Origin of the sequence: Nonomuraea sp. NPDC059007 (assembly GCF_042740555.1) — a bacterium.
GTDB lineage: Bacteria > Actinomycetota > Actinomycetes > Streptosporangiales > Streptosporangiaceae > Nonomuraea.
The window spans coordinates 20686-44665 of the sequence record NZ_JBHYJD010000070.1 but is presented as its reverse complement, the minus strand read 5'-3'; the positions used below and the strand labels follow the sequence as shown (position 1 = coordinate 44665).

Here is a 23980-nt window from a genome sequence, read left to right as displayed (position 1 = left end):
CACCCGCACATCCCGATCTTGCCTCTCCAGGCTCAGCAGCGCGCTCAGCCCCTGGCGTAACGGGAGTGCCTACTCAGAAAGGTAGGGCGGCGTGAGCCGGTTACAGCCACCCGTGCCGCTTGGCCAGCTGGTAGGCCTCGGCGCGGGTGGCGGTGCCGAGCTTGGCGACGGCGGCGGCCAGGTAGTTGCGGACGGTGCCGTTCGACAGGTGCGTACGGCGGGCGATCACCGCGACCGGCGTGTCCAGTTCGGCCAGGCGCAGCACGTCCAGTTCGCGCGGGGTGAGCGGGCACTCCGGGGCGGTCAGGGCGTCGGCCGCCAGCTCGGGGTCCACGTAGCGGGCGCCGCCGTGGACGCGCCTGATGACGTCGGCCAGCGCGCCGCCGGGTGCGCCCTTGGGCAGGAAGCCGCTGGCTCCGGCGTCGAGGGCGCGCTTGAGGAGGGGCGGCCTGCCGTACCCGGTGAGGATGATCACGCGGCAGGACGGCAGCACGGCGGCCAGCTCGGCACTGACCTCCAGCCCGCCGAGGGCGGGCATCTCCAGGTCGACCACGGCCACGTCGGGGCGGTGGGACAGCGCGGCCTGGACGGCGGCGCGGCCGTCGGCGGCCTGCGCGACCACCTCCAGGTCGGGCTCCAGCCCCAGCAGCGCGGCCAGCGCCGTGCGGATGAGCTCCTCGTCGTCGGCGAGCAGGACCTTGATCACCTGAGGGTCGCCTCCAGGGTGAACACGCCGCCTTCGAGGCGGGTGCGGAGTGTGCCGCCGGACTCGGCCAGCCGGTCGGCCAGGCCCCGCAGACCGGACGAATGGGGGTCGGCCGGGCGCTCGGCGGCGCCGTCGTTGGCCACGGTGACGCCGTCGGGGCCGACCTCGATGGTGCACCAGGTGGCCTTGCTGTGGCGCAGCACGTTCGTGCCGGCCTCGCGCACGACGGGCGCGAGGCGGGCCGCGACGTCCTGCGGGAGGTCCTGTGCGGGCAGGGTCGCGGTGCAGCGCACGCCCGAGGAGCGCAGCACCTGCTCGATCGCGGTGATCTGCGCGCGCAGATCGACCTCCCGATACCCGTGTACGGCCCGCCGCAGGTCGCTCAGCGCCGCGGCGGCCAGCCTGCGCAGGTCGGCGGCCTCCTCGGCGGCGCGGCCCGGATCGCGCTCGGCCAGCTCCGCCTTGAGCGCGATGACCGACAGGTCGTGTCCCAGAAGGTCGTGCACGTCGCGGGCGAAGCGCAGGCGTTCCTCGGCGGCGGCCAGCTTGACCTGGGCCTTCCTGCCGTCGTCGGCCTCGACGAGCAGCGTCCAGAGCCACAGGTGCAGGCCGCTGACGGCCACGAGGCAGAGCCCGACCGCGACCGTGATCGTGAAGTAGCCGATGTCGCCGTGCCACCAGGCCAGCAGCGCGGCGGCGGCGAGCGTCGCGGCGACGGTGGTGACGACGACCGGCCGGCGGCCGAGCACCGGCGCGGTCGCCAGGATCGAGGCGCCGATCCAGGCCCACGACTCCCACCGGCCCGCTTCCTGCGCGGCGGCGAGCGGCCCGACCAGCGGGACGGAGGCCAGAGCGGTCACGCCGAAGGCCTGGGCGAGCCGGTGCTGGATGTTCCTGGAGATGTCGGGCGTGACGGTCGCGTACAGCAGAGCGGCCTGCGCGGCGGCGAAGAGCAGCGTGCCCGTGGCGCCGAGCACCGCGCGGACCGGATCGGGCTCTCTGAACACCCCGATGCCCGGCAGTATCAGGCTGGACATCACCGCCATGCTGAGCGTCGCCAGGGTGGCGAGTCGCGCGCGGCGCAGGCGTACGTGCACGGGCGTGATTCTAGGCGCGGTTGGCATGCTTCAACGGTCGGGCCGGGTGCGCACAAAGGGCAGATGCGGAGCGCATGATGCCGCCATTAGAATATGATTCTGTAACAATGGGTGAATGGCTAAGTTTGTGGTGACACCCGCCAGCGAGGAACAGCGTGCCGCCTGGCAGAGCAGAGTGGCGATGCCGGAGGTCGAGCGGGTCCGGCCGGGATTGTGGTCGATCCCGGTGCCGATCCCGATCAATCCCTTGCGGTACGTGCTGGTCTACGCGTTGGAGCTGCCCGGCGGGGTGGTGATCGTCGACGCGGGCTGGAACACCGACGAGGCCTACCAGGCGCTCTGCGACGGGCTGTCGGTGGCGGGCTACTCGATCACCGACGTCAAGGGCGTGCTGGTCACCCACATCCACCCCGACCACTACGGCCTGGCCGGCCGCGTGCGCGAGAGCAGCGGCGCCTGGATCGCCCTGCACCCGGCCGACGCGAACCTCCTGCACGACCGCTACGACGACGGCGCCATCGACGCGCTGGTGGAGAAGGAACGCCGCCTCCTCGTACGCTCCGGCGTGCCCCGGCTGACGCTCGACGAGCTGGCCGGAGCCTCGATGATGATCAGGCACATGGTCTCCATGGCCAAGCCCGACCGCCTGGTGGAGGACGGCGAGGCGCTCGGCCTGCCCGGCTGGGACCTGCGGGCGATCTGGACGCCCGGACACTCGCCCGGTCACCTGTGCTTCGTCTCGCCCGAACGCCGGATCCTGTTCTCCGGCGATCACGTGCTGGCCAAGATCACCCCGATCGTCGCCGTGCACCCGCAGTCGGGGCCGAACCCGCTGGCCGACTACCTCGACTCGCTGGCCGCCGTGCGCAAGTGGGACGTGGACGAGGTGCTGCCCGCCCACGAGTACCGCTTCCTCGAACTGGCCGAGCGCGTGGACCACGTCATGCTCCACCACGAGGAGCGGCTGGCCGAGATCGAGGCCGTGGCCGCCGACGTGGCCTCGGGGATCTCCTGCTGGGACATCGCCACGCGGCTCACGTGGTCGCGCCCGTGGGAGACGATCCCGCCGTTCATGCGCCGCTCGGCCAACAACGAGACGCTGGCGCACCTGGTGTGGCTGGAGGCGCGCGGGCGGCTGCGCCGTATCGCGGGTGACGTGGATCTCTGGGTGCCCGCCTGATATTTCATGTATATCAAGTAGGAAATGTTGACTACGCGGAATCTCCCGCGTAGCGTCGTGGACATGAGCCCGGATTTGACCCGGCGCGCGCATGTCGACTTCTGCCGCGTCGTCAGCGCCCAGTGTCAGTGATCACGATCTTTCGCTCCCTGACCCTCGATCGCCTCGGGAGGGCGCTCGATGAAGATCCAGATCAACCATGTGACCAAGCACTTCGGCTCTCTCACCGTCCTGTCGGACATCACCTTTGACGTACGGCAGGGCGAGTTCCTGACCATCGCCGGCCCCAGCGGATGCGGCAAGTCGACCCTCCTCGACCTGATCAGCGGCCTGCTCAAGCCGAGCGCCGGCGAGATCCTCCTCGACGGCGCGCCGGTGACCGGAAGCGGGTTCGACCGCGGCGTCGTGCTCCAGCAGCACGCGCTGTTCCCCTGGCGCACCGCGCTGGGCAACGTGGAGTTCGGGCTGGAGGCCACGGCCGTGCCGCGCGGCGAGCGGGCCGGTCTGGCGCGTCACTACCTCGGCCTGGTCGGGCTCGGCGCCCTCGACGACCGCTACCCGCACGAACTGACCGCCGGCACCCGCCGACGCGTGGCCATCGCCAGAAGCCTCGCCTACGACCCCGGCGTGCTGCTCATGGACGAGCCGTTCGCGGCGCTCGACACCCGGACTCGTTCCTCGCTGCGCGAGGATCTGCTGTCGGTCTGGGAGAAGACCGGCAAGACCATCGTCTTCGCCACCCGGTCGCTGGACGAGGCCGCCTACCTGGGCCGGCGGGTCGCCATCCTGACCTCCTCGCCGGGCCGCGTCCTGTCCCTTCACGACACGGAGCCCCTCCGCGAGGGGGCGGGCTCCCTTGCCTAGGCCGTCGCCGGTCGCCCCCGGCCTCGCCACCTCTGCTCTCGACGACGACGGCCCCATCGCGCCCGGCGTCCCCGCTTCCGCCGCGCTCGGGGCGGCGGAAGCGGCGAACGCCGGCGCGAGCACCACGTGGAGGACCCCTTGAGCATGCATCTGAACGCCTTTCTCATGGGCGTCGGCCATCACGAGGCCGCCTGGCGGCACCCGCTGACCGACCCCGGCCGCATCACCGACATCCGCCACTACGAGGAACTGGCCAGGATCGCCGAACGCGGCAAGCTCGACTCGCTGTTCCTGGCCGACGGGCTGGCGTTGTGGGGCGACGTGCGGCACAACGCGCTCGGCGGGCTGGAGCCGCTGACCCTGCTGTCCGCGCTGGCCACGGTGACCGAGCACATCGGGTTGATCGCGACCGTGTCCACGACGTACAACGAGCCGTTCCACGTGGCGCGCAAGTTCGCCTCGCTCGACCACATCAGCGGCGGCCGGGCCGGTTGGAACATCGTGACCTCCGCGGGGGAGGCCGAGGCCAGGAACTTCGGCGTCGAGCGGCCCGCGCACAGCGTGCGGTACCACCGGGCGGAGGAGTTCCTGGAGGTGGCCGACGCCCTGTGGAGCAGCTGGGCCGAGGGCGCCGTGATCAATGACCGGGTCAACGGGATTTACGCCGATAAATCAAGTATTGGGCCGATTAATCACGCTGGAACGCACTTCACCGTCCAAGGGCCGCTGAACGTCCAGCCCTCGCCCCAGGGACGGCCGCTGCTGGTGCAGGCGGGCTCGTCGGAGGACGGCAAGGAGTTCGCCGCCAGGTTCGCCGAAGCCGTCTTCACCGCCCAGCAGACCTTGGAGGACGCCCAGGAGTTCTACGCGGACCTGAAGGGGCGGCTGCCCGCCTACGGGCGCACGCCGTACCAGCTGAAGATCCTTCCCGGCATCTCGCCCGTCATCGGCTCGACCGAGCGCGAGGCGCTGCAGCGGGAGAAGGAGCTCGAAGACCTCATCACTCCCGCCTACGGCCTGCGCCAGCTCTCCAACATCTTCGGCGCCGACCTGACCGGCCACCCCCTCGACGGACCGCTGCCGGAACTGCCGCCCAACCCCGACGGCCAGCAGAGCCGCATCAAGCTCGTGCGCGACCTCGCCGACCGGGAGGGGCTCACCCTGCGCGGCATCATCAGCCGCCTGGCCGGAGGACGCGGTCACCGGGTCGTCGTCGGCACCCCCGAGCAGATCGCCGACCAGCTCCAGGAGTGGTACCAGAACGGCGCCGCCGACGGCTTCAACATCATGCCCCCTTACCTGCCCGCCGGGCTGGCCGACTTCGTCGACCTGGTCGTGCCCGAGTTGCAGGTGCGCGGGTTGTTCCGTACCGAATACGACGGGCGCACGCTGCGCGAGCGCTACGGCCTGTCCCTGGCGGAGGTCTCATGAGCATCGTGACGGTCGTCGGCAACCCAAGGGCCGGTTCCAGGACGTACGGCGCGGCGGTGGCGGCCGCCACCGCGATCGCGGACCGGCTGCGCGGGCACACCGGATTCGGCGACGAGACTCCGGGTTTCCCCGGCGGTGCTTCGGAGTTCGGCGGTGCTTCGGGGTTTGGCGGTGGAGCTTCGGGGTTTGGCGGTGGGGGCGGGCACCAGGCTGAGGTGGTGGACCTTTCGGCGCTGGCGCCCGTGATCCTGGACCCGGGCCCGCACGCGGCGCTGGAGGTCGCGCTCGAACTCGTGGCCTCCGCCTCCGTCGTCGTCTTCGCCAGCCCGACCTACAAGGCCACCTACACCGGACTGCTCAAGGCGTTCGTCGACCGGTTCCCGCCGGACGCGCTGGCCGGCAAGACCGCGCTGCCCGTCCTCGTCATGGGCGACCCGCGGCACGCGCTGGCGGTCGAGACCCACTTCCGGCCGCTCCTGGTCGAACTGGGCGCGCACGTGCCCACCCCCGGGCTCGCCCTCCTGGAGTCCGAACTGCCCGGCGAGGACGTCATCGCGCGCTGGGCCGGCCGGGTGGGCCCGCAGATCGTGACGAGGGAAGAGGCGCTCAGATGACGGCCCACGCCTATGAGCACGGTTATGGCGTGGACGCCGACGGGTTCCGCACCGCGCTGGCCCAGCACGCGGCGGGCGTCGTGATCGTCACTGCCCGCCCGGAGGGCGTCCCTGTCGGCCTGACCGCGACGTCGTTCTCCTCCGTCAGCCTCGAACCGCCGCTGGTCTCCTTCTACGTCGACCGTTCCTCCACCACCTGGCCGTGGCTACGGCTGGCCGACCACTTCGCCGTCAACGTCCTGGCCGGCAACCAGCACGACCTGGCCACCCGCTTCGCCCGCCGCGGCATCGACCGCTTCGCCGGGCCGACCCGCTGGCACCCCGGGCCCTTCGAGACGCCGCTGCTGGACGACGTGGCCGCCCACCTGATCTGCGTGCCGCACACGACCGTGGACATCGGCGACCACACGCTGGTGGTGGGGTTGGTGGTGGAGTGTGCGGTCGGGGGCAACCGGCCCCTCCTGTACCACCGCGGCCGCTACGGCCGTTTCCTCCCGCACTGAGGGACTCCGCCCGAGGGCCGGGCGGGCTGAGGGGGCCGGACGAAGGCTGGCGGCCCGGCCCCCTCAGCACTTCACCACCTCAGGCCCGGGGCTGTCCGGGCTCGGAAGGCCTTTCGGACCCGGCCGCCCCGGGCCCCGGACAGCGCCGGGCCTGAGGAACCCCGAGCCGGGGGGCGAGAGGGCGGCGCAGACCTGGGTCTGGGAGGCACCCAGGTCTGGGCCGCCCGGGGATGGGTTGCCCAGGGATGGGTCGCACGGGGGGATGGGTCGCCCGGACCAGGCAACCTCGGGACCCGGGCGGCCCGATCCCGAACGGCCCGAGGCCTCGGGTGGGCCAGAGCGTCGGGGGGTTGAGCGGCTCATGGGACCAGGTGGGGCCGGAGGTCCGGGTGGGTCAGAGGTCCGGGGTGGGGTGGGGAGACGGGTGGGGGAGGGAAGGTCAGGCGAGGCGGGCGAGGCCGCGGGCGGTGGGGAGGGGGAGGTCGAGGAGGGTGCGGATGCCGGGCTCGGCGGACACCACGGCGGGGATGGAGTTGACGGCGTGGGAGGCGGCAGCGGCCAGGCCGTGGGAGACCTCCTCCACCGACACCGTCATCTGCGGCACCCCCTCGATGTGGATCGAGAACCCGGGATCGGGCCAGCGGCGTACCTTGGCGGCGTCGGCCTTGTAGACCACTTCGATGGTCATGAAGGGCCGCCCGCGTACCAGACCGCTGAAGACCCAGCGCGAGGCGCAGACGGTGCCCTCGCGCACCAGCCCGGCGGCGATCTCGAACTCCTCCGTCGCCAGCTCGAACTCGTCGCTCTCCTCCACCTCGTCCAGCTGGACCCCGAGCGCGTCGGCCACGAGCTGGGCGCTCTCGGCGAACAGCGAACGCTGGAAGGCCCGGTACGGCCGGACCGCCGCGATGTAGTCCTTGGCCGATCGCGTGAACCCGACCAGGTCGACGACGATCTGCCGGGACGGGTGACCGCGGAAGTCGGACGACTCGCGCACGTAGATGTGGTCGACCCTGGAGGAGAGGCCGCTCAGCGCCAGGGGCAGGAAGTCGCTCATGAAGCCCGGGTTCACGCCGGTGCCGTGGAGCGAGGTGCCGCCTTCGGCGCAGGCGCTCTCGATGCGCTGGACGACGCCGGGGCCGTAGGACTTGGGGTAGACGAAGCCGGTCGTGGTGATGACGTTCTTGCCGGAGGCCAGCAGGGCGCAGATCGTCTCCAGGTCGGCGGCCTGGTCGGCGCCGAAGTACGAGGCGGGCAGCGGCATGTGCAGGACGCAGTCGGCGTCGGTGGCCAGGATGCGTTCGATGTCGTCGGTGCAGGTGACGCCGGTGCGGGGGAGCGCGACCAGGTCTCCGGCATCCTTGCCGGTTTTGTCGGGGTCGTAGACGAGCACACCCGCCAGCTCTAACTCTGGTCTGCTGAGCACGCTGCGCAGCGCGTAGCGACCAACAGCGCCGGTGGCCCATTGGACCACGCGGATTGCGGGCATGGAGAGCCTCCAAGCCGGATTGGAGGGTGGGCGCAGAGCCCAGAACTCTAGCAGAAAAAGACCTGTCTGATCACTATCCGCGACGATCAGCCCTTCGTGATCACCAACACCTCTTCTCCGGAAGGAGGGGGCGGGTACTAGAATGTTGTTCTCTTTAACCGAGGTCGACGAGGTGGAGGTTCGATGCTTCGGTTCGATGACAGGGTCGCGATCATCACGGGGGCCGGACACGGTCTGGGCAGGTCACACGCGCTGCTGCTGGCGGAGCGGGGCGCGAAGGTGGTGGTCAACGACCTCGGCGGGGCACTGGACGGCACCGGGGCCTCGACCGGGCCCGCCGTGGACGTGGTCGAGCTCATCCAGAAGAACGGCGGGCAGGCCGTCGCCAGCACCGACAACGTGGCCACGCCGGAGGGCGCCCAGGCGATCGTGCGCACGGCGGTCGAGGCGTTCGGCGGCGTGGACGTCGTCATCAACAACGCGGGCATCCTGCGCGACAAGTCGTTCGGGAAGATGACGGTGGAGGAGTTCGACGGTGTGCTGGCCGTGCACGTACGCGGCTCCTACCTGGTCAGCCAGGCGGCGTACCCCCATATGAAGGAGGCCGGATACGGCCGGATCGTCAACACCTCCTCGCCCGCCGGGCTGTTCGGCAACTTCGGGCAGGCCAACTACTCCACCGCGAAGATGGGCCTGGTCGGCCTGACCAAGACGCTCGGGATCGAGGGCGCGCGCAACGGCATCAAGGCCAACGCCATCGCCCCGATCGCCTGGACCCGGATGACCGAGGCGCTGCTGCCGGCCGAGTTCGAGGCGAAGTTCACGCCGGAGCGGGTGAGCGCGCTGGTGGCCTACCTGGCGCACGACTCGTGTGAGGCGTCGGGCGAGGTGTTCAGCGTGGGCGGCGGCCGGGTGGCGCGCGTGTTCGTGGCCGAGGGGCCCGGCTGGAAGTCCGACGACCTCTCGCCGGAGGCGATCGCCGACAACTGGGCGGCGGTGATGACGGAGCAGCCGTACGTGCTGACGGCGGGCGACTCCATGAAGGCCATGCTCTGAGGAGCGAAGATCCGCAGCGGGCCTCCCCGGCGGGGGCCCGCTTTCCATGTCCCGGGGCGGAAGGATGTTCCGTTAGAAGCCGGTGATTCGAGGAAGAAATAATCGCGGCAGCTACGGTCACGACTCGCCTGCTTGCGAAGGGTACCCATGGAGCCTCCCTCCCGGCTGCGCTCGTTAGGGATCGCCGCCTTGTCGCCGCTGGTGCTGTGCGGCTTCGCGCTGGCGCCGGGGATCGTGGGGATGGTCGTCGTCGGCGTGCTCAGGGTGCTGCCGTCGGGCTCCGACATGCTGGCGGTGTGGCTGGGCTGCCTGGTGGCCGTGATCGGGCTGCACGCCTGGGCGGTGCTGGCGACGTTGCGCCGGCGCAGGACGCCCTGGCTGCCGCTGGCCGGGCAGGTGGCGCTGACGGTGGCTCCGCTTCTCTACTGGACGGGGTGGGCGCCGGTCACCGTACTGCTGACCGGGACGTTGCTGGTGGTGGCCGAGCGGAAACGGTCCTGGACGCTGGTGGTCGTGGCGCTGGGGTGCGGGCCGGTGATGCTGAGCGTGGTCGACCAGCCGTGGCTGCTCGCGGCGCCGGTGGTGGGGTTCGCCGAGTACGCGGTGGTCAGCCTGACCGTGCGGGCGCACTCGCTGCGGGCCGTGCTGACCGACCAGGTCTGCCGCGCGGTCGAGGACGAGCGGCACCGGCTCACCCGTGACCTGCACGACCTCGTGGGCCACCGGCTGACGCTGCTGATCCTGCGGATCGAGCTGGCGCAGCGGCAACTGGAGAAGAACAGCGAGCGGGGCCGCGAGGAGCTGGACGAGGCGCTGGAGCTCGTGCGCGGCGTGACCGAGGACGTGCGCTCGGTGGCGCACCTGGGCCGCAGCTACTCCCTGGAGACCGAGCTGAGCTCGGCCCGCTCGGTGCTGGAGTCGGCCGGGCTGAGCTGTCATGTCCACGTCGCCTGCGGCGGGCTCCCGCAGTCGGCCATCCAGGTGCTGACCTACGTCCTGCGCGAGGGCGTCACCAACATCCTGCGGCACACGACCGCCCGCGAATGCTCGATCCAGGTTCTGGAGGAGGGCGGCATGGTGCTGCTGTCGATACTCAACGACGGCGCCAAGAAGCCGCGTCACCAGCCGGGCCAGGGGCTGCGGAACCTGAGGGAGCGGGTCGTCGAGTACGGCGGCTGGTTCGAGGCCAGGGCCATGCACCACGGCCGATTTAGAATGTCGGTATATATTCCCGGGAATCCCAACTAATGCGTCTGTGAAATCATCACAAATGGCTGTGTGGTCTTCCTACTTGCTGATGATTCGTGTAACTAGACGAATAGCCCCGCCAGCTCGCATTCTCTAGAGGTGTTCCCACCAGGGAGGCGGGCTTGATGGAGCAGTACGAGATGTATTGTCTGGCGGATCCAGTCTTTTATGACGTGCTGGACGAGCGGAAGTCGCCGGACGCTCTTTTCCCCGTCGCCCGCCGCCCGGTGCCCGACGGCTGGACCCATCACCCCACCGACACCTGGATGTACTACGCGCCGGTCAACGAGGAGCCGTTGCCGGCCCAGGGATGGAAGATCCACGTCTCCGCCCGGGTGGACGACGCCGAGAAGGCGCTCTCCGCCATCTGGGACTACTGCGTGCCCCGCGGCGTGGCCTTCAAGTTTCTGCGCGGCCTGCCGGTGCTGGTGATGCTCGGCTCCAAAGCCGCCTCCCGCGCATCGAGCGGCAAGCTCGTCACCATCTACCCGCGTGACGAGGCGCAGCTCGAACTCGTGCTCAAGGAGCTCAACGAGCTGCTGCGCGGGGTGAAGGGCCCCTACATCCTGAGCGACCTGCGCTACGGCGACGGCCCCCTGTTCGTCCGGTACGGCGGCTTCGCCGAGCGCCACTGCCTGTCCGAGAGCGGCGAGCGTGTGCTGGCCGTCGAGGACGGCGAGGGGAACCTGGTGCCGGACGTGCGGAACGCGGTGTTCTCCGTGCCGCCCTGGACGAGCCTGCCCGACTTCCTTCAGCCGCACCTGGACGTCAGGAACGCGGTCAAGCTGGACGGCCTGCCGTACAAGGTGGAGAGTGTCCTGCACTTCTCCAACGGGGGCGGCGTCTACCTCGCCGCGGACCTGCGGACCGGCGCGCGCGTCGTGCTCAAGGAGGCCAGGCCGCACGCCGGGCTCGACGCGGCCGGCCGGGACGCGGTGGCGCGGCTCGGGCACGAGCGCGACATGCTGGCGCGGCTGGCCGGCCTGGACGCCTCGCCCGCGCTCATCGACCACTTCGAGCTGGGCGAGCACCACTTCCTCGTGCAGGAGTTCGTGGAGGCCACCACGCTGCAGCGCAGGCTGGTCCACAAGTATCCGCTGACCTCGGCGACCTGTACGGCCGCCGACCTGGAGGAATACACCGGCTGGGCCCTGGAGATCCTCGCCCGGGTGGACGTGGCGGTGCGCTCGCTGCACGAGCGCGGGGTCGTCTTCGGCGACCTGCACCCGGACAACATCCTGCTCACCGACGACGGCCGGGTCGTGCTGATCGACTACGAGGTCGCCACGCTCGTCGAGAACGGCGACCGCGCCGCCCTGGCCCACCCCGCCTTCGTCGCCCCGCAGGAACGACAGGGCGTCGAGGTCGACGAATACGCGCTGGCGTGCCTGCGGATGGCGTTGTTCGCGCCCCAGTGCACGATCATGCAGCCGCTCCACCACGGCAAGGTGCGTCACCTGGGCGCGATCGTGACGGAGACGTTCGGCGCCGACCTGGGCGAAGCGGTCGAGACGATCGCCGGCGACGCGACCTGGACGCCCCCGCCGCTCCCCGGCGACGACCCCTGGCCGCAGGTACGCGACGCGCTGGCCAAGGCCATCACCGCGAGCGCGACACCCGAGCGCGACGACCGGCTCTTCCCCGGCGACCCGGCGCAGTTCAAGCCGGGCGGCGGACTCGGACTTGCCCACGGCGCGGCCGGCGTGCTCTACGCGCTGGTCAAAGCCGGCTGCGAGCCGGTGCACGAGGACTGGCTGCGCCGGCGGGCGACCAAGCCGGCGCCGGGCTCCGGCCTCGGGTTGTACGACGGGCTGCACGGCATCGCGCACGTCCTCGACCTGCTGGGCCACCGCCAGGACGCGCTCGACGTGGCCGACATCGTGCTGCGGGAGAAGTGGGAAGGCCTGGAGGCGTCCCTCTTCTCCGGCCTGTCGGGCATCGGGCTGAACCTCTTCCACCTCGGCCTGGACGAACCGGCCAACCGCGCCGTGGAGCTGTGCGCCGGCCGCCTCGACGTCGAGGTGCCCGAGATCAGCGGCGGCACGAACCCGCACGCCGGGCTCATGAACGGCTTCTCCGGCCCCGCGCTGCTCTTCGTCCACGCCTACGAACGCACCGGCGACTCCGGCCTGCTCGACCTGGCCGAGACCGCGCTCCGCCTGGACCTGCGGCGGTGCCGTACCGCGGAGGACGGCTCGCTCCAGGTCAACCAGGGCTGGCGGCTGCTGCCCTACCTCGACGAGGGGTCGGCCGGCATCGCGATGGTCCTCGAACGTTACCTGCGCCACCGGCCCTCCTCCGAGCTCGCTCCCGAGCTGGAGAAGTTGCGGCTGGTCGCGCGATCAGGCTTCTTCGTGCAGTCGGGCCTGTTCACCGGCCGCGCCGGCATCCTCGCCGCCTTCGGGAAGGGCCCGCGCGATCTGCGCTGGCACGCCCTCCCGTACGGCGGGGGCCTGGCCTTCCCCGGTGATCAGCTGCTGCGGCTGTCCATGGATCTGGCTACAGGAAGTGCGGGTGTGTTACTCGCTCTGGCAACGGCGGTGCCGGAGCCGCGGGCTCACCTCCCCTTCCTGGAGTCACCTGCCCGACACGAGCACAGGAAGGAGGTGTAGACAACATGACTCTCCTCGACCTTCAGGGCCTGGAGGCACCGGCAAGCAGCGACGTCGCCAGCGGCGGCAGCACGCTCACTGTCCTTACGTGCCACTCCGGCAAGCCGAGCAACCTCAGCGTCGCTCTGTGCCACTAAGAAAGTAAATGGGTCCCGGGGCGTCTGCGAAGGACGTCCCGGGATTCCGGGTTTAGGGGAAAGGAACATCGTGCGGTCTGGTGATCGGCTCGTCTTGGACGCGGTACGGCGCAGCGGCCCCTGGCCCCTCGTGCTGGCGTTCACGGGGATCGCCGGAGCCGCGGCCGAGCTGGCCCTGCCGTACCTGATCGGACGGACCATCGACGGCCAGGACCGCACCACCTGGCTCACCGCCGCCGTCGGCGCGGTAGCCGTGATCATGATCTGCGAGTGCCTGACCGTCTGGACCCGCGGCGTGAGCGGAGCCGCCGCGGCGGCCCGGATGCGCGGGGCGCTCATGCGGCGCGTGCTGGGCGTGGGACCGGGGATGACCCGCCGCTTCGGCCAGGGAGACCTGGTCACCAGAGCGGGACTGAACGCCGAGGAGCTCGGCGGCGCGCCGGACGCGGCCGTCAGCGTGATCACGCTGCTGGTGCCGACCGTCGGCGGCCTCGTGGCCCTCACCCTCATCGACCCCCGGCTCACACTCACCCTGGCCGCCGGTCTCGTCGCCATCATGTTCGTGCTGCGCGCCTTCATGCGGGCCAGCGGCGAGATCGCCGCCGCCTACCAGGAGACGCAGGGCGAGATCGCCACCCGCCTGGTCGACGCGCTCGCCGGAGCCAGGACCATCGCCGCGGCCGGGACCGAGGAACGCGAGGTACGCCGGGTCCTGACGCCGCTGCCCACGCTGCGCGCGCACGGTCTGGCCCTGTGGCGGGCCACGGCGGGCGCCGGGGTCAGGGCCGGGATCATGGTGCCGGTGCTGGAGGTGGCGGTGCTCGCCGTGGGCGGGTATCTGCTGGCCACCCGGCAGATCACCGTCGGCGACCTCTACGCCGCCGCGCGGTACGCCGTTCTCGGCGCCGCGCTGAGCGGCGCGCTCGGCTTCGTGGCCAGGCTGGCCAGGGCGCGCGCGGCGGCCGGCCGCGTGGCAGAGGTCCTGGACGAGCGGGAGCCGGAGACGGGCGCGGCGACGCTGCCTCCCGGCGACGGGACCGTGGAGTTCCGCGCCGTGACCGCGGGCGGCCTGGAGGTCGGCGACCTCGTGCTGCCCGGCGGGTCGGTGACGGCCGTGGTCGGACGTTCTGGAGCGGGCAAGTCCGCGCTGGCCGCGCTGGCCGGGCGGCTCACCGACCCGGACCAGGGCACGGTGTCGCTGGACGGGGTGAACCTGCGCGAGCTGTCGCCCTCGGCCCTGCGGCAGGCGGTCGCGTACGCCTTCGAACGCCCGGTGCTGCTGGGGGAGACCGTGGAAGAGGCCATCGAGTTCGGCCGGGCCCCGGCCGGCGCCGCGGAAGGGGCGGCACGGGCCGCACGGGCCGACGGATTCCTGTCCCGGCTGCCCCAGGGCTTCCTGACGCCGCTGGAGCGCGCGCCCATGTCCGGCGGCGAACGCCAGCGGGTCGGCCTGGCCCGCGCCTTCGCCCAGGGCGGCCGCTTCCTCGTGCTGGACGACGCCACCTCCGGCCTCGACACGTTGACCGAACAGCAGGTGGGCGAGGCGCTGACCGGTGAGCTCGGCGGGCGTACCCGGCTGGTCGTCACCCATCGCGCCGCCACCGCGGCCCGCGCCGACCGGGTGATCTGGCTGGACGGCGGCCGGGTACGCGGCCACGCCCCCCACGCCAGCCTGTGGAAGGACCCCGGATACCGGGCCGTCTTCGAGCACGCCGGGGTCGTGTCATGAAGGCCGGCCGCGTGGTGTGGACGGCGTTGCGGGCCCGGCCCGCGGCGCTGGCCAGGATCGCGGGCTGGTCGGTGGTGGAGGTGGCGCCCGCCTTCCTCATCGGGCTGGCGATCGCCCGCGCCATCGACGACGGCTTCGCCGCCGGGCGCGTGGACGTCGGGCTGGCCTGGCTGGCGGCGCTCGGGGCGGCGTGGCTGCTGGCGGCGTTCGCGGCCCGGCAGGTCATTCTGGCCGTGGCCGCCGTGGCCGAGCCGTTCCGCGACGACCTGCTGACGCTGGCCGTACGCGGGGCGCTGTGCGAGGGGCCGCAGGACGCGCCGGCGAGCGCGGTCGCCCGGATCAACCTGCAGGTCGAGCTGGCCAGGGACGCCTTCGCGGCGGTGGTCACCGTCGTGCGCGGGTTCGCGTTCACGGCGGCGGGCGCGGTGCTCGGGCTGGTCGCGCTGCATCCGGCGCTGGCCGTGCTGGTGGTGCCGCCGTTCGTGCTGGGGGCGGTGCTGTTCACGATCTCCCTGCCCGCCCTGTACCGCCGCCAGCGCGCCTACCTCGAAGCCGACGAGCGCACCGCCCAGACCCTCGTCTCGGTGACCGGCGGCCTGCGCGACGTCACCGCCTGCGGCGCGGAGGAACGCGTCCAGGCCCTCGTCGGCCGCCGCATAGCAGCCCAGGCCCGCTCGGCCGGGCGCCTGGCCGGGATGACCGCGCTGCGCACCGCCGCCCTGGGCGTCGGCGCGTGGACTCCGGTCGTCCTGATCCTGGTCGGCGGGCCGTGGGTGGCGGGCGGCACGCTCGGCGCCGGCGTGATCGTGGGCGCGCTCGCCTACGTCACCCAGTCGCTGGCCCCGGCGCTCGGCGGCCTCGTCGAAGGCGTCGGCGTCAGCGGCGTACGCCTGTTCGCCTCCCTCGACCGCATCCTCCACACGACTTCCCCTTCCCCTTCCCTTTCCCGCGAACGCACCGCCTCCCCCTCTGTGGACGACCCGCCCGCGCTCGCCTTCACGGGCGTGGGTTTCTCGTACGGCGAGCACGCCGCCCCCGTCGTCCACGACCTCGACCTGGAGATCCGGGACGGCGAGCACCTGGCGATCGTCGGCCCGAGCGGCGCGGGCAAGTCCACGCTGGCCGCCCTGGCCGCAGGACTGCTGAGCCCCGGCGCCGGCACGGTCACCGTGGCCGGAGTACCCGCCCACCTGGCCGACCCGGGTACCAGGGTTCTGATCCCCCAGGAGGCCTACGCCTTCCGTGGCTCGCTGCGCGAGAACCTGGCCTACCTGTCCGACGCCCCGCCGGAGCGCATCCTGGCCGCCGCCCGCGAGGTGGGCGCGGGCGAACTGATCGAGCGCCTGGGCGGCCTGGACGCCGCCCTGGACCCCGGCGGCCTGTCCGCGGGGGAGCGGCAGCTCATCGCCCTGGTCAGAGCCCATCTGGCCGAGGCCCGCCTGGTGATACTCGACGAGGCCACCTGCCATCTCGACCCGGCCGCCGAGGAGCGGGCCGAGCAGGCGTTCGTACGGCGGGGCGGCACGCTGATCGTCGTGGCCCACCGGCTCACCTCGGCCCGCAGGGCGGGGCGGGTTGTCCTGCTCGACGGCTCCCGGGCGAGCATGGGCACCCACGAGGAGCTCGTCGCGGCGGCACCGCTCTACGCCGATCTGGTCGGTCACTGGGAGACCACCCGCGAGGAGGCCCAGCTTTCATGAAATATCCGGACGCATCCCGGCTGCCGCTGGTCGACGAGCTCCACGGCCACCGGATCCCCGACCCCTACCGGTGGCTCGAAGACCCGTCCGACCCCGCCACCGTCACCTGGCTCGACGCACAGGAGGCTCTCTGGCGCGAGCACGCCGCCGCCCTCCCGTGGCGCGAGCGCATGCGGACCCGGCTGGGCGAGCTGAGCCGTACCGGCATCGCGACCCCGCCCGTATGGCGCGGCGAGCACCGCTTCGTGGAGCGCCGCGCGGCCGACCAGGAGCACCCCGTCCTCTACCGCGACGACGCGGTCCTGCTCGACCCGATGCGCCTGGACCCCACCGGCCTGACCACCCTGGACGAATGGCAGCCGGGACCGGACGGCACCCTGCTGGCCTACCAGTTGTCGCGGCGCGGCGAGGAACGGGCCGAGTTGCGCGTCATGGACGTCAGGACCGGCGCGGACGTGGACGGCCCGATCGGCGACTGCCGGTACTCGCCGGTCGCCTGGCTGCCCGACGGCGCGGCGTTCTACTACGTCCGCGCCCGCACCGGCGTCTACCTGCACCGGATCGGCTCCCGGGAGCCCGACGAAGAGGTCTTCACCGCCGGCGACGCCGGTTCCTACGGGCTGACGCTCAGCGCGGACGGCCGCTGGCTCACGCTGTCGGCCGCACCCGGCCCGAGCACCCCGAACGAGCTGTGGCTGGCCGACCTGGCCAGTGGCGAGCGGCGGCGGGTGCAGCCCGGCGGATCGGCCAGGAGCGTGGCGGCGGTCGGCGCGGACGGGCGGCTGTACATCCTGACCGACCGCGACGCGCCGCGCCGGCGGTTGTGCGTGGCCGACCCGGAGCGTCCCGACGCGTGGAAGGACCTGGTGGCCGAGGACCCGGAGTCGGTGCTGGCCGCGTTCACGATCCTGGAGGGCAACCGGCTGCTGGTCTCCCGCGTACGGCACGCGGTCGCCGAGGTCGTCGTGCACGAGCTGGACACGGGGCGGCCGGCCGTACCGGTGAGGCTGCCTGGTGCGGGGACGGTCGGGCCGCTCACCGCGCGCCCCGAGGGCGGGCACGAGGCGTGGTTCCTCTACACCGACGCCGTCACGCCCGCGGGCGTGTGGCGCTACGACGCGAAGGACGGCTCGCTCACCGCGTGGGAGGCGAGCCTGCCGGTGCCGGGCGTGGTGAGCAGGCAGGTGACCTTCACCTCGCGCGACGGCACCGAGGTGCGCATGACCGTGGTCGCCATGCCGGGCGACGGCCGCCCGCGCCCGGCGATCCTGACTGGTTACGGTGGTTTCGGGATGTCGCTGACGCCCGGCTACGCCGCCGACTCGGTGGCCTGGATCGAGGCGGGCGGCGTGCTGGCGGTCGCCGGCATCAGGGGCGGCGGCGAGGAGGGCGAGGCCTGGCACCGCGCGGGCATGCGCGAGCACAAGCAGAACGTCTTCGACGACTTCGCCGCCGCGGCGGAGAAACTGGTCGCCGACGGCTGGACCACCCCCGCCCAGCTGGGCATCTGGGGCGAGTCGAACGGCGGCCTGCTCATCGGCGGCATGCTGACGCAGTACCCAGGACTGTTCACCGCCGCGGTCTGCTCGGCGCCGATCCTCGACATGACGCGTTATGAGCGCTCGGGCCTCGGCGCGTCCTGGAAGCAGGAGTACGGCACCGCCGACCGCCCGGAGGAGCTGGCCTGGCTGCTGTCCTACTCCCCGTACCACCGGGTGGCCGAGGGCACGGCCTACCCGGCGACCCTGTTCACAGTCTTCGGCGAGGATACTCGCGTCGATCCCGCGCACGCGCGCAAGATGTGCGCGGCGATGCAGCGGGCGGACGCGGGGGGCCGGCCGCTGCTGCTGCGCCACGAGGGCGACGTCGGCCACGGCGCGAGGGCCGTCAGCCGTTCGGTGGCGCTGGCGGCGGACGCGCTGGCCTTCCTCGCCGAGCACACCGGTCTTCCGCTGCCGTCAGATCCAGCCTGATTCGCGGGCGATGCGGATGGCGTCGATGCTGCTGCGCGCGCTCAGCTTGGAGCGCGTGCGGCTGAGGTAGTTGCGCACGGTGCCCTCCGCGAGGAAGAGCGAACCGGCGATCTCCGAGACGGACGAGCCGTCGGCCGCGGCGGTCAGCACGTCGAGTTCGCGGGAGGTCAGCGGCGTCTCCGGGGTGGTCATGGCGGCGATGGCCAGGGAGGAGTCCACGACGCTCCCGCCGGCCGCCACCTTTCTGATGGCGTCGGCCAGTTGCGCGGGCGGCGCGTCCTTGGCCAGGAACCCGCGTACCCGCGCGTCTAAAGCCCGTTTCAGCATGGCGGGCGTGCCGACGGCGGTGAGGATCAGCACCGCGCAGCCGGGCAGGGCCTCGTGCAGCTCGCGTGCCGCCTCCAGCCCGTCCGCTCCCGGCATCACCAGGTCGATCACGGCCACATCAGGTTTGGTGGCCCGCGCGGCTTCGAGGATGTGGTCACCTCGGTCCACTTCGGCGACGACCTCGATGTCCTCCTCGTAGGCGAGGAGGGCGACGATCGCCCCGCGGACGAGCTCCATGTCCTCAGCGAGCAAAGTACGGATCACCGGCATCCTTTCGGAACACAGCGTGATGTACGACTACATCCTGACTAATGGCTTAGGGGTTGAAAAGCCAGAACGTTGCAGAGGTATAGCTTAACTATTAGGTGTTTGTTTGTTTTTTCGGCTTACTGACGCTTTTAAGGGTGTATTTCGGTGAGGTCGGAACCCGCCTGGTGAACCGACGGTCCTTACGTGTGCATCGCCATTTACTATGCGTGCTCTCCGCATCTGTGAAACCAGATTCTCATTCTCTTTTGCGCCTTTGGGCCCTGGCGGAGACTTTGTTCGACCATCGGCGGAAGTCCGCCAGGTTTGTTGGATCAGGGTCTTGCTTCTGACCGACGAGTGCTCCTATGGTCGGCGCATGAGCTCACCTCCCGGCTCTCCGGGCGACGTGCTGACCCTGATCAGCGCCGGGTCGGCCACGACCCGCTCCGACCTCGCGCGGGTCACCGGCCTGGCCAGATCCACCATCTCCCAGCGGGTCGACGCGCTCATCGAGCGCGGCCTGGTCGAGGAGAGCGACAGCGGCGAGTCCACCGGCGGCCGCCCGCCGCGCCAGCTGCGCCTGTACACCGACGAACACAGCGTCGCCGGAGTCGACCTCGGCGCCACCCACTGCCGGGTCGCGCTCATGGACCTCACCGGCGCCGTGCTGGCCGAGTCCGAGGAGCCGCTGCACATCGCCGAAGGTCCGGAAGCCGTGCTGCCGCAGGTCGACCGGCTGGTGGATCAGCTGCTCGCCGAGGTGGGCCGGCCGCGCGCCGGGCTCAGGTCGCTGGGCATCGGGGTGCCGGGGCCGGTCGAGTTCGCCACCGGCCGGCCGAACAACCCGCCGATCATGCCCGGCTGGAACGACTACCCCATCCCCGACTACTTCCGCGGCCCCACGGTCCTGGTCGACAACGACGTCAACGTGATGGCGCTGGGCGAGCACCGCAACGCCTTCGCCGCCACCGGCCACCTGCTGTTCGTGAAGGTCGGCACCGGCATCGGCTGCGGCATCGTGACCGAGGGCGCCCTGCACCGCGGGGCCAGCGGCTCGGCCGGCGACATCGGCCACATCAGGGTCAGCGGCCACGAGGAGGCGGGCTGCCGCTGCGGCAACAGCGCCTGCCTGGAGGCGGTCGCCGGCGGCGCCGCGCTGGCCCGCAGGCTCACCGAACTCGGCTTCCCCGCCGAGTCCGGCGCCGACGTGGTGCGGCTCGTGCAGAGCGGCAACACCCAGGCGCTGCGGCTGGTCAGGGAGGCCGGGCGGCTCATCGGCGAGGTCCTCGCCGGTCTGGTCAACTTCTTCAACCCCGAGGTCATCGTCATCGGCGGCGCCCTGTCACGCGTGCACGAGCACCTGCTGGCCGGGATCCGCGAGACCGTCTACCGCCGGTCGCTGCCGCTGGCCACCCACCATCTGACGATCGTGCCGAGCCGTACGGGGGTGAACGCGGCCGCGCTGGGCGCGGGCATCCTCGCGATCGAGCACTACCTCTCACCCGAGAACATCAACCGGATCATCAACGCCTGAGAGGGCCCATGCTGGTCATCAGGGGAGTCGTCAAGCAGTTCCCCGGCGTGCGCGCGCTCGACGGGGTCGATCTCGACGTGCGGGCGGGCGAGGTGCACTGCCTGCTCGGCCAGAACGGCGCGGGCAAGTCCACACTGATCAAAGTGCTGGCCGGCGTGCACCAGCCCGACCAGGGCACGATCGAGTTCGGCGGCGGGCAGGTACGCCCGAGCAGCCCCATCGACGCCATCAGGCTCGGCATCGCCACCATCTACCAGGAGCTCGACCTCGTCGACGGGCTCAGCGTGGCGGAGAACATCCTGCTCGGCCACGAGAAGTCGTCCCTGGGCTTCGTCCACCGCTCCGCCACCAACCGGGCCGCCACCGCGGTGCTCGCCCGGCTCGGCCACCCGGAGATCCGCCCGTCCACCGAGGTCGGGCGCCTGTCCCCGGCCGCCAAGCAGGTCGTCTCCATGGCCAGGGCGCTCTCCCACGACGCCCGCCTGATCATCATGGACGAGCCCTCCGCGGCCCTCGCCCACGACGAGGTCGCCAACCTCTTCCGCATCATCCGCGAGCTGACCGCCCAGGGCGTCGCCGTCGTCTACATCTCCCACCGCCTGGAGGAGATCCGCGAGATCGGCGACCGCGTCACCGTCCTGAAGGACGGCCGCACGGTCGCCGTCGGCCTGCCCGCCCACGAGACCCCCACCTCGCAGATCGTCTCCCTGATGACCGGCCGCAACGTCGAGTACGTCTTCCCGCCGCGCGGCTCCGGCCGCGGCCGCGAGGTGCTGCGCGTGGAGGACCTCAGCTCGCCGGGCGCGTTCGCCGGCGTCTCCTTCTCCGTGCACGCGGGCGAGATCGTCGGCCTGGCCGGCCTCGTCGGTTCCGGCCGCTCGGAGATCCTGGAGGCGGTGTACGGCTCCCGCCCCAGCTCAGGCCGGGTCCTGCTGGAAGGCAGGCAGATCAGGAGCGCGGTAGCGGCCGTCAGGCAGGGCATGGGCCTGGCCCCGGAAGAGCGCAAGGCCCAGGCGCTCCTGCTCGACCAGAGCGTCACCGCCAACATCACCCTCGGCACGCTGCCCGGCTTCTCCAGATTCGGCTGGCTCGACCGCGCCCGGGAAAGAGCCGAGGCCAGACGCCTGGTGGACGCCCTCGACATCCGCCCCCACGACCCGGAACGCCCGATCAAGACGCTGTCCGGCGGCAACCAGCAGAAGGCCGTGCTGGCCCGCTGGCTGCTCGACGAGCGCAAGCTGCTCCTGCTCGACGAGCCCACCCGCGGCGTGGACGTCGGCGCCCGCGCCGAGCTGTACGCGGTCATCCGCAAGCTGGCCGAGCAGGGGATCGGCGTGCTGCTGGTCTCCAGCGAGGTGCCCGAGGTGCTCGGCCTGGCCGACCGGGTGCTGGTGCTGCGCGAGGGCCGGGTCATTCACGAGAGCGCGGCCGAAGGTCTCGACGAGCACCGGGTACTCGACATGATCATGGAAGGGAGTGCGGCGTGAAGGTGGACACCCGCGGCGTCGCCGTACGCGAGGCCTGGTGGGGGCGGGTCGGCGAGGCCCGCCACCTCGGGCTGGTGGCGGCGCTGGTGCTGCTCGCGATCGTCGGCCTGATCACCAAGCCCGACAACTTCGCCACCGCGTCGAACCTGGTCAGCATCCTGTCGCTGGCCGCCACCATCGGCGTCATCACGGTCGGCATGACGTTCGTGATCATCGGCGGCGGCATCGACCTGTCCGTGGGCGCGATCATGGCGCTCGCCTCGGTGTGGGCGACCACGCTTGCCACGCAGTCGTACGGGCCGTTCGTCATGGCGGTCTGCGCGATCCTGGTCGGCACCGGGGCCGGGCTGGTCAACGGGTTACTGATCTCCTATGGGCGGCTGGTGCCGTTCATCGCCACGCTGGCCATGCTGGTGGCCGCGCGCGGCCTGGCCCAGCGCATGTCCGACCGCAAGACCCAGCTCATCCAGAGCGGCAACACCGCCATCGTGGAGCTGTCGACCACGCGGGTGCTCGGCATCCCGCTGCTGGTCTACATCTTCGCGCTGGTCGTGGTGCTCGGCTGGGTCCTGCTCAACCGCACCACGTTCGGCCGCCGCACCTACGCGGTCGGCGGCAACCCCGAGGCGGCCAGGCTCGCCGGGATCAACGTACGCAGGCACACGATGCTGCTGTACGCGCTGTCCGGCCTGTGCTGCGGCATCGCCGCGATCCTGATCATGGCCCGCACCACCACCGGGTCGTCCACCCACGGCGACCTGTACGAGCTCGACGCCATCGCCGCCGTGATCATCGGCGGCACCCTGCTGACCGGCGGCCGGGGCACCATCGTCGGTTCGATCCTCGGCCTGCTCATCTTCACGGTCATCACGAACCTGTTCATCCTCAACGGCCTCAACACCAGCGACCAGCTGATCGCCAAGGGCCTGATCATCGTCGTCGCCGTCCTTCTCCAGCGGCGCAACCTCAAGGAGAGAGCACCATGACCGAAAACGTCGCGCGCCGGGGATTCCTCATCGGCGGCCTGGGCGGTGCCGCATTACTGGCCACGGGCTGCACCTCGAACGAGCCGGCGGCGGCGCCCACCAGCGCGGCCCCGGCACCCGCCCCCGCCGCGAGCGGCAACGACCAGCCGGGGGAGAAGGTCGTCATCGGCTTCTCCGCGCCGGCCGCCGACCACGGCTGGATCGCGGCCATCGCCAAGAACGCCGAGGCGACCGCGAAGCAGTACACCGACATCGAGTTCAAGCCGGTCGAGCCGACCAACGACATCAACGCCCAGATCTCCGCGGTCGAGTCGCTGATCGCGGCCAAGGTCGCCGCGCTGGTGATCCTGCCCAACGACGGCCAGCAGCTCAACCAGGTCGCGCTGCAGGCCACCGCGGCGGGCATTCCCGTCGTCAACCTCGACCGCGTCTTCCCCGACAAGCTCGCCTACCGCACCTGGGTCGGCGGCGACAACTACGGCATGGGCGTGGCGGCCGGCCACCACGTCGGCAAGAAGCTCAAGGACAAGGGCGTCGCCAACCCGGTGATCGTGGAGATCCAGGGCATCGCGACGCTCCCGCTCACCCAGGACCGCAGCAAGGGCTTCGCCGACGCGCTCAAGACGTACGGCTTCAGCGTCACCGCCAAGCAGGACGCCAAGTTCACCGTGGAGACCGGCAACCAGGTCGCCGCCAGCCTCCTTCAGGCGCACAAGAAGATCGACGCGCTGTGGAACCACGACGACGACCAGGGCGTCGGCGTGCTCGCCGCGATCAAGGAGGCGGGACGCAGCGAGTTCTTCATGGTCGGCGGCGCCGGTTCGCTCAACGCCATGAAGGAGATCCAGTCGGGCAGCTCGGTCTTGGAGGCCACGGTCACCTACAGCCCCACGATGGCCTCCTCGGCCATCAAGCTCGCGCGACTGATCGCCCAGGGTAAGGGCATGAGCGATCTCGTGGAGAACCAAGTGCCCCAGTCGATCACCCTCGCGTCGGAGACCATCACCAAGGAGAACGTCGAGAAGTACCTGCCATTGGGGTTTGAATCTTGATTAACG

General features: G+C 71.4%; 20 protein-coding genes. 16 read left to right on the top strand and 4 right to left on the bottom strand.

The annotated features are described in order from the left end of the window. Positions 1-100: 100 nt before the first annotated feature. Both ACFWY5_RS53160 and ACFWY5_RS53155 read right to left on the bottom strand, forming a co-directional pair. A complete protein-coding gene (locus ACFWY5_RS53160) occupies positions 101-706 on the bottom strand; it encodes a DNA-binding response regulator (protein WP_379639633.1) in 606 nt (201 codons plus the stop codon). Next, positions 703-1803 carry a sensor histidine kinase gene (locus ACFWY5_RS53155; protein WP_379612180.1) on the bottom strand — a complete coding sequence of 367 codons (1101 nt, stop codon included), beginning with the start codon at positions 1801-1803 and terminating at the stop codon, positions 703-705. Before ACFWY5_RS53155 ends, ACFWY5_RS53160 begins: the two co-directional genes overlap by 4 nt. Before the next feature lie 115 nt (positions 1804-1918). Here ACFWY5_RS53155 and ACFWY5_RS53150 point away from each other — a divergent pair, with 115 nt between their 5' ends. From ACFWY5_RS53150 to ACFWY5_RS53130, 5 genes are all read left to right on the top strand, one after another. Further along, positions 1919-2983, top strand: coding sequence for an MBL fold metallo-hydrolase (locus tag ACFWY5_RS53150; RefSeq protein WP_379612179.1), 1065 nt, complete (start codon positions 1919-1921; stop codon positions 2981-2983). A gap of 180 nt (positions 2984-3163) precedes the next feature. After that, positions 3164-3847 carry an ABC transporter ATP-binding protein gene (locus ACFWY5_RS53145; RefSeq protein ID WP_379639632.1) on the top strand — a complete coding sequence of 228 codons (684 nt, stop codon included), beginning with the start codon at positions 3164-3166 and terminating at the stop codon, positions 3845-3847. A 144-nt stretch (positions 3848-3991) separates the two neighbouring features. Next, complete coding sequence (locus tag ACFWY5_RS53140) at positions 3992-5278, top strand: LLM class flavin-dependent oxidoreductase (protein WP_379639634.1); 1287 nt, start codon at positions 3992-3994, stop codon at positions 5276-5278. After that, a complete protein-coding gene (locus tag ACFWY5_RS53135; protein WP_379639631.1) occupies positions 5275-5892 on the top strand; it encodes an NADPH-dependent FMN reductase in 618 nt (205 codons plus the stop codon). Before ACFWY5_RS53140 ends, ACFWY5_RS53135 begins: the two co-directional genes overlap by 4 nt. Continuing rightward, on the top strand, positions 5889-6395 hold the full coding sequence (locus tag ACFWY5_RS53130) for a flavin reductase family protein (RefSeq protein ID WP_379639630.1): 507 nt from the start codon (positions 5889-5891) through the stop codon (positions 6393-6395). Before ACFWY5_RS53135 ends, ACFWY5_RS53130 begins: the two co-directional genes overlap by 4 nt. Positions 6396-6834: 439 nt before the next feature. Here ACFWY5_RS53130 and ACFWY5_RS53125 read toward each other — a convergent pair whose 3' ends face one another. Further along, positions 6835-7884 carry a dihydrodipicolinate reductase gene (locus tag ACFWY5_RS53125; protein ID WP_379612174.1) on the bottom strand — a complete coding sequence of 350 codons (1050 nt, stop codon included), beginning with the start codon at positions 7882-7884 and terminating at the stop codon, positions 6835-6837. A gap of 183 nt (positions 7885-8067) precedes the next feature. Between ACFWY5_RS53125 and ACFWY5_RS53120 the strand changes: the two genes are divergently transcribed. The 7 genes from ACFWY5_RS53120 to ACFWY5_RS53090 all read left to right on the top strand — a co-directional run bounded on the left by ACFWY5_RS53120 (position 8068) and on the right by ACFWY5_RS53090 (position 18339). Then, a complete protein-coding gene (locus ACFWY5_RS53120) occupies positions 8068-8940 on the top strand; it encodes an SDR family oxidoreductase (protein WP_379639629.1) in 873 nt (290 codons plus the stop codon). Positions 8941-9087: 147 nt separating this feature from the next. Continuing rightward, positions 9088-10188, top strand: a complete 1101-nt coding sequence (locus ACFWY5_RS53115; protein ID WP_379639628.1) for a sensor histidine kinase — start codon at positions 9088-9090, stop codon at positions 10186-10188. A gap of 125 nt (positions 10189-10313) precedes the next feature. After that, a complete protein-coding gene (gene lanKC / locus ACFWY5_RS53110; RefSeq protein ID WP_379612171.1) occupies positions 10314-12800 on the top strand; it encodes a class III lanthionine synthetase LanKC in 2487 nt (828 codons plus the stop codon). A gap of 5 nt (positions 12801-12805) precedes the next feature. Continuing rightward, a complete protein-coding gene (locus ACFWY5_RS53105) occupies positions 12806-12937 on the top strand; it encodes a SapB/AmfS family lanthipeptide (protein WP_184972567.1) in 132 nt (43 codons plus the stop codon). 70 nt (positions 12938-13007) lie between these two features. Further along, positions 13008-14666 carry an ABC transporter transmembrane domain-containing protein gene (locus tag ACFWY5_RS53100; protein WP_379612170.1) on the top strand — a complete coding sequence of 553 codons (1659 nt, stop codon included), beginning with the start codon at positions 13008-13010 and terminating at the stop codon, positions 14664-14666. Next, entirely contained in the window at positions 14663-16366 is a 1704-nt protein-coding gene (locus ACFWY5_RS53095; RefSeq protein ID WP_379639627.1) for an ATP-binding cassette domain-containing protein, read from the top strand. Before ACFWY5_RS53100 ends, ACFWY5_RS53095 begins: the two co-directional genes overlap by 4 nt. Further along, positions 16363-18339 (top strand): prolyl oligopeptidase family protein, encoded by a 1977-nt coding sequence (locus ACFWY5_RS53090; protein WP_379639626.1) that lies wholly within the window; start codon positions 16363-16365, stop codon positions 18337-18339. Before ACFWY5_RS53095 ends, ACFWY5_RS53090 begins: the two co-directional genes overlap by 4 nt. On the opposite strand, the gene ACFWY5_RS53085 is transcribed toward ACFWY5_RS53090, so the two are convergent. Then, positions 18325-18936, bottom strand: coding sequence for a DNA-binding response regulator (locus tag ACFWY5_RS53085; RefSeq protein WP_379612165.1), 612 nt, complete (start codon positions 18934-18936; stop codon positions 18325-18327). The genes ACFWY5_RS53090 and ACFWY5_RS53085 overlap by 15 nt on opposite strands. 355 nt (positions 18937-19291) lie before the next feature. Between ACFWY5_RS53085 and ACFWY5_RS53080 the strand changes: the two genes are divergently transcribed. From ACFWY5_RS53080 to ACFWY5_RS53065, 4 genes are read left to right on the top strand one after another with little or no spacing between them, the layout of a single operon-like run. Continuing rightward, positions 19292-20449, top strand: a complete 1158-nt coding sequence (locus ACFWY5_RS53080; protein WP_379612164.1) for an ROK family protein — start codon at positions 19292-19294, stop codon at positions 20447-20449. Between the two features lie 8 nt (positions 20450-20457). Beyond that, positions 20458-21936 (top strand): sugar ABC transporter ATP-binding protein, encoded by a 1479-nt coding sequence (locus ACFWY5_RS53075; RefSeq protein WP_379612162.1) that lies wholly within the window; start codon positions 20458-20460, stop codon positions 21934-21936. Next, positions 21933-22922, top strand: a complete 990-nt coding sequence (locus tag ACFWY5_RS53070; RefSeq protein WP_379612161.1) for an ABC transporter permease — start codon at positions 21933-21935, stop codon at positions 22920-22922. The genes ACFWY5_RS53075 and ACFWY5_RS53070 overlap by 4 nt, the downstream gene beginning before the upstream one ends. Beyond that, the gene (locus tag ACFWY5_RS53065; RefSeq protein ID WP_379612160.1) at positions 22919-23974 is read left to right on the top strand and encodes an ABC transporter substrate-binding protein; all 1056 of its coding nucleotides are present in this window, start codon (positions 22919-22921) and stop codon (positions 23972-23974) included. Before ACFWY5_RS53070 ends, ACFWY5_RS53065 begins: the two co-directional genes overlap by 4 nt. Positions 23975-23980: the final 6 nt, after the last annotated feature.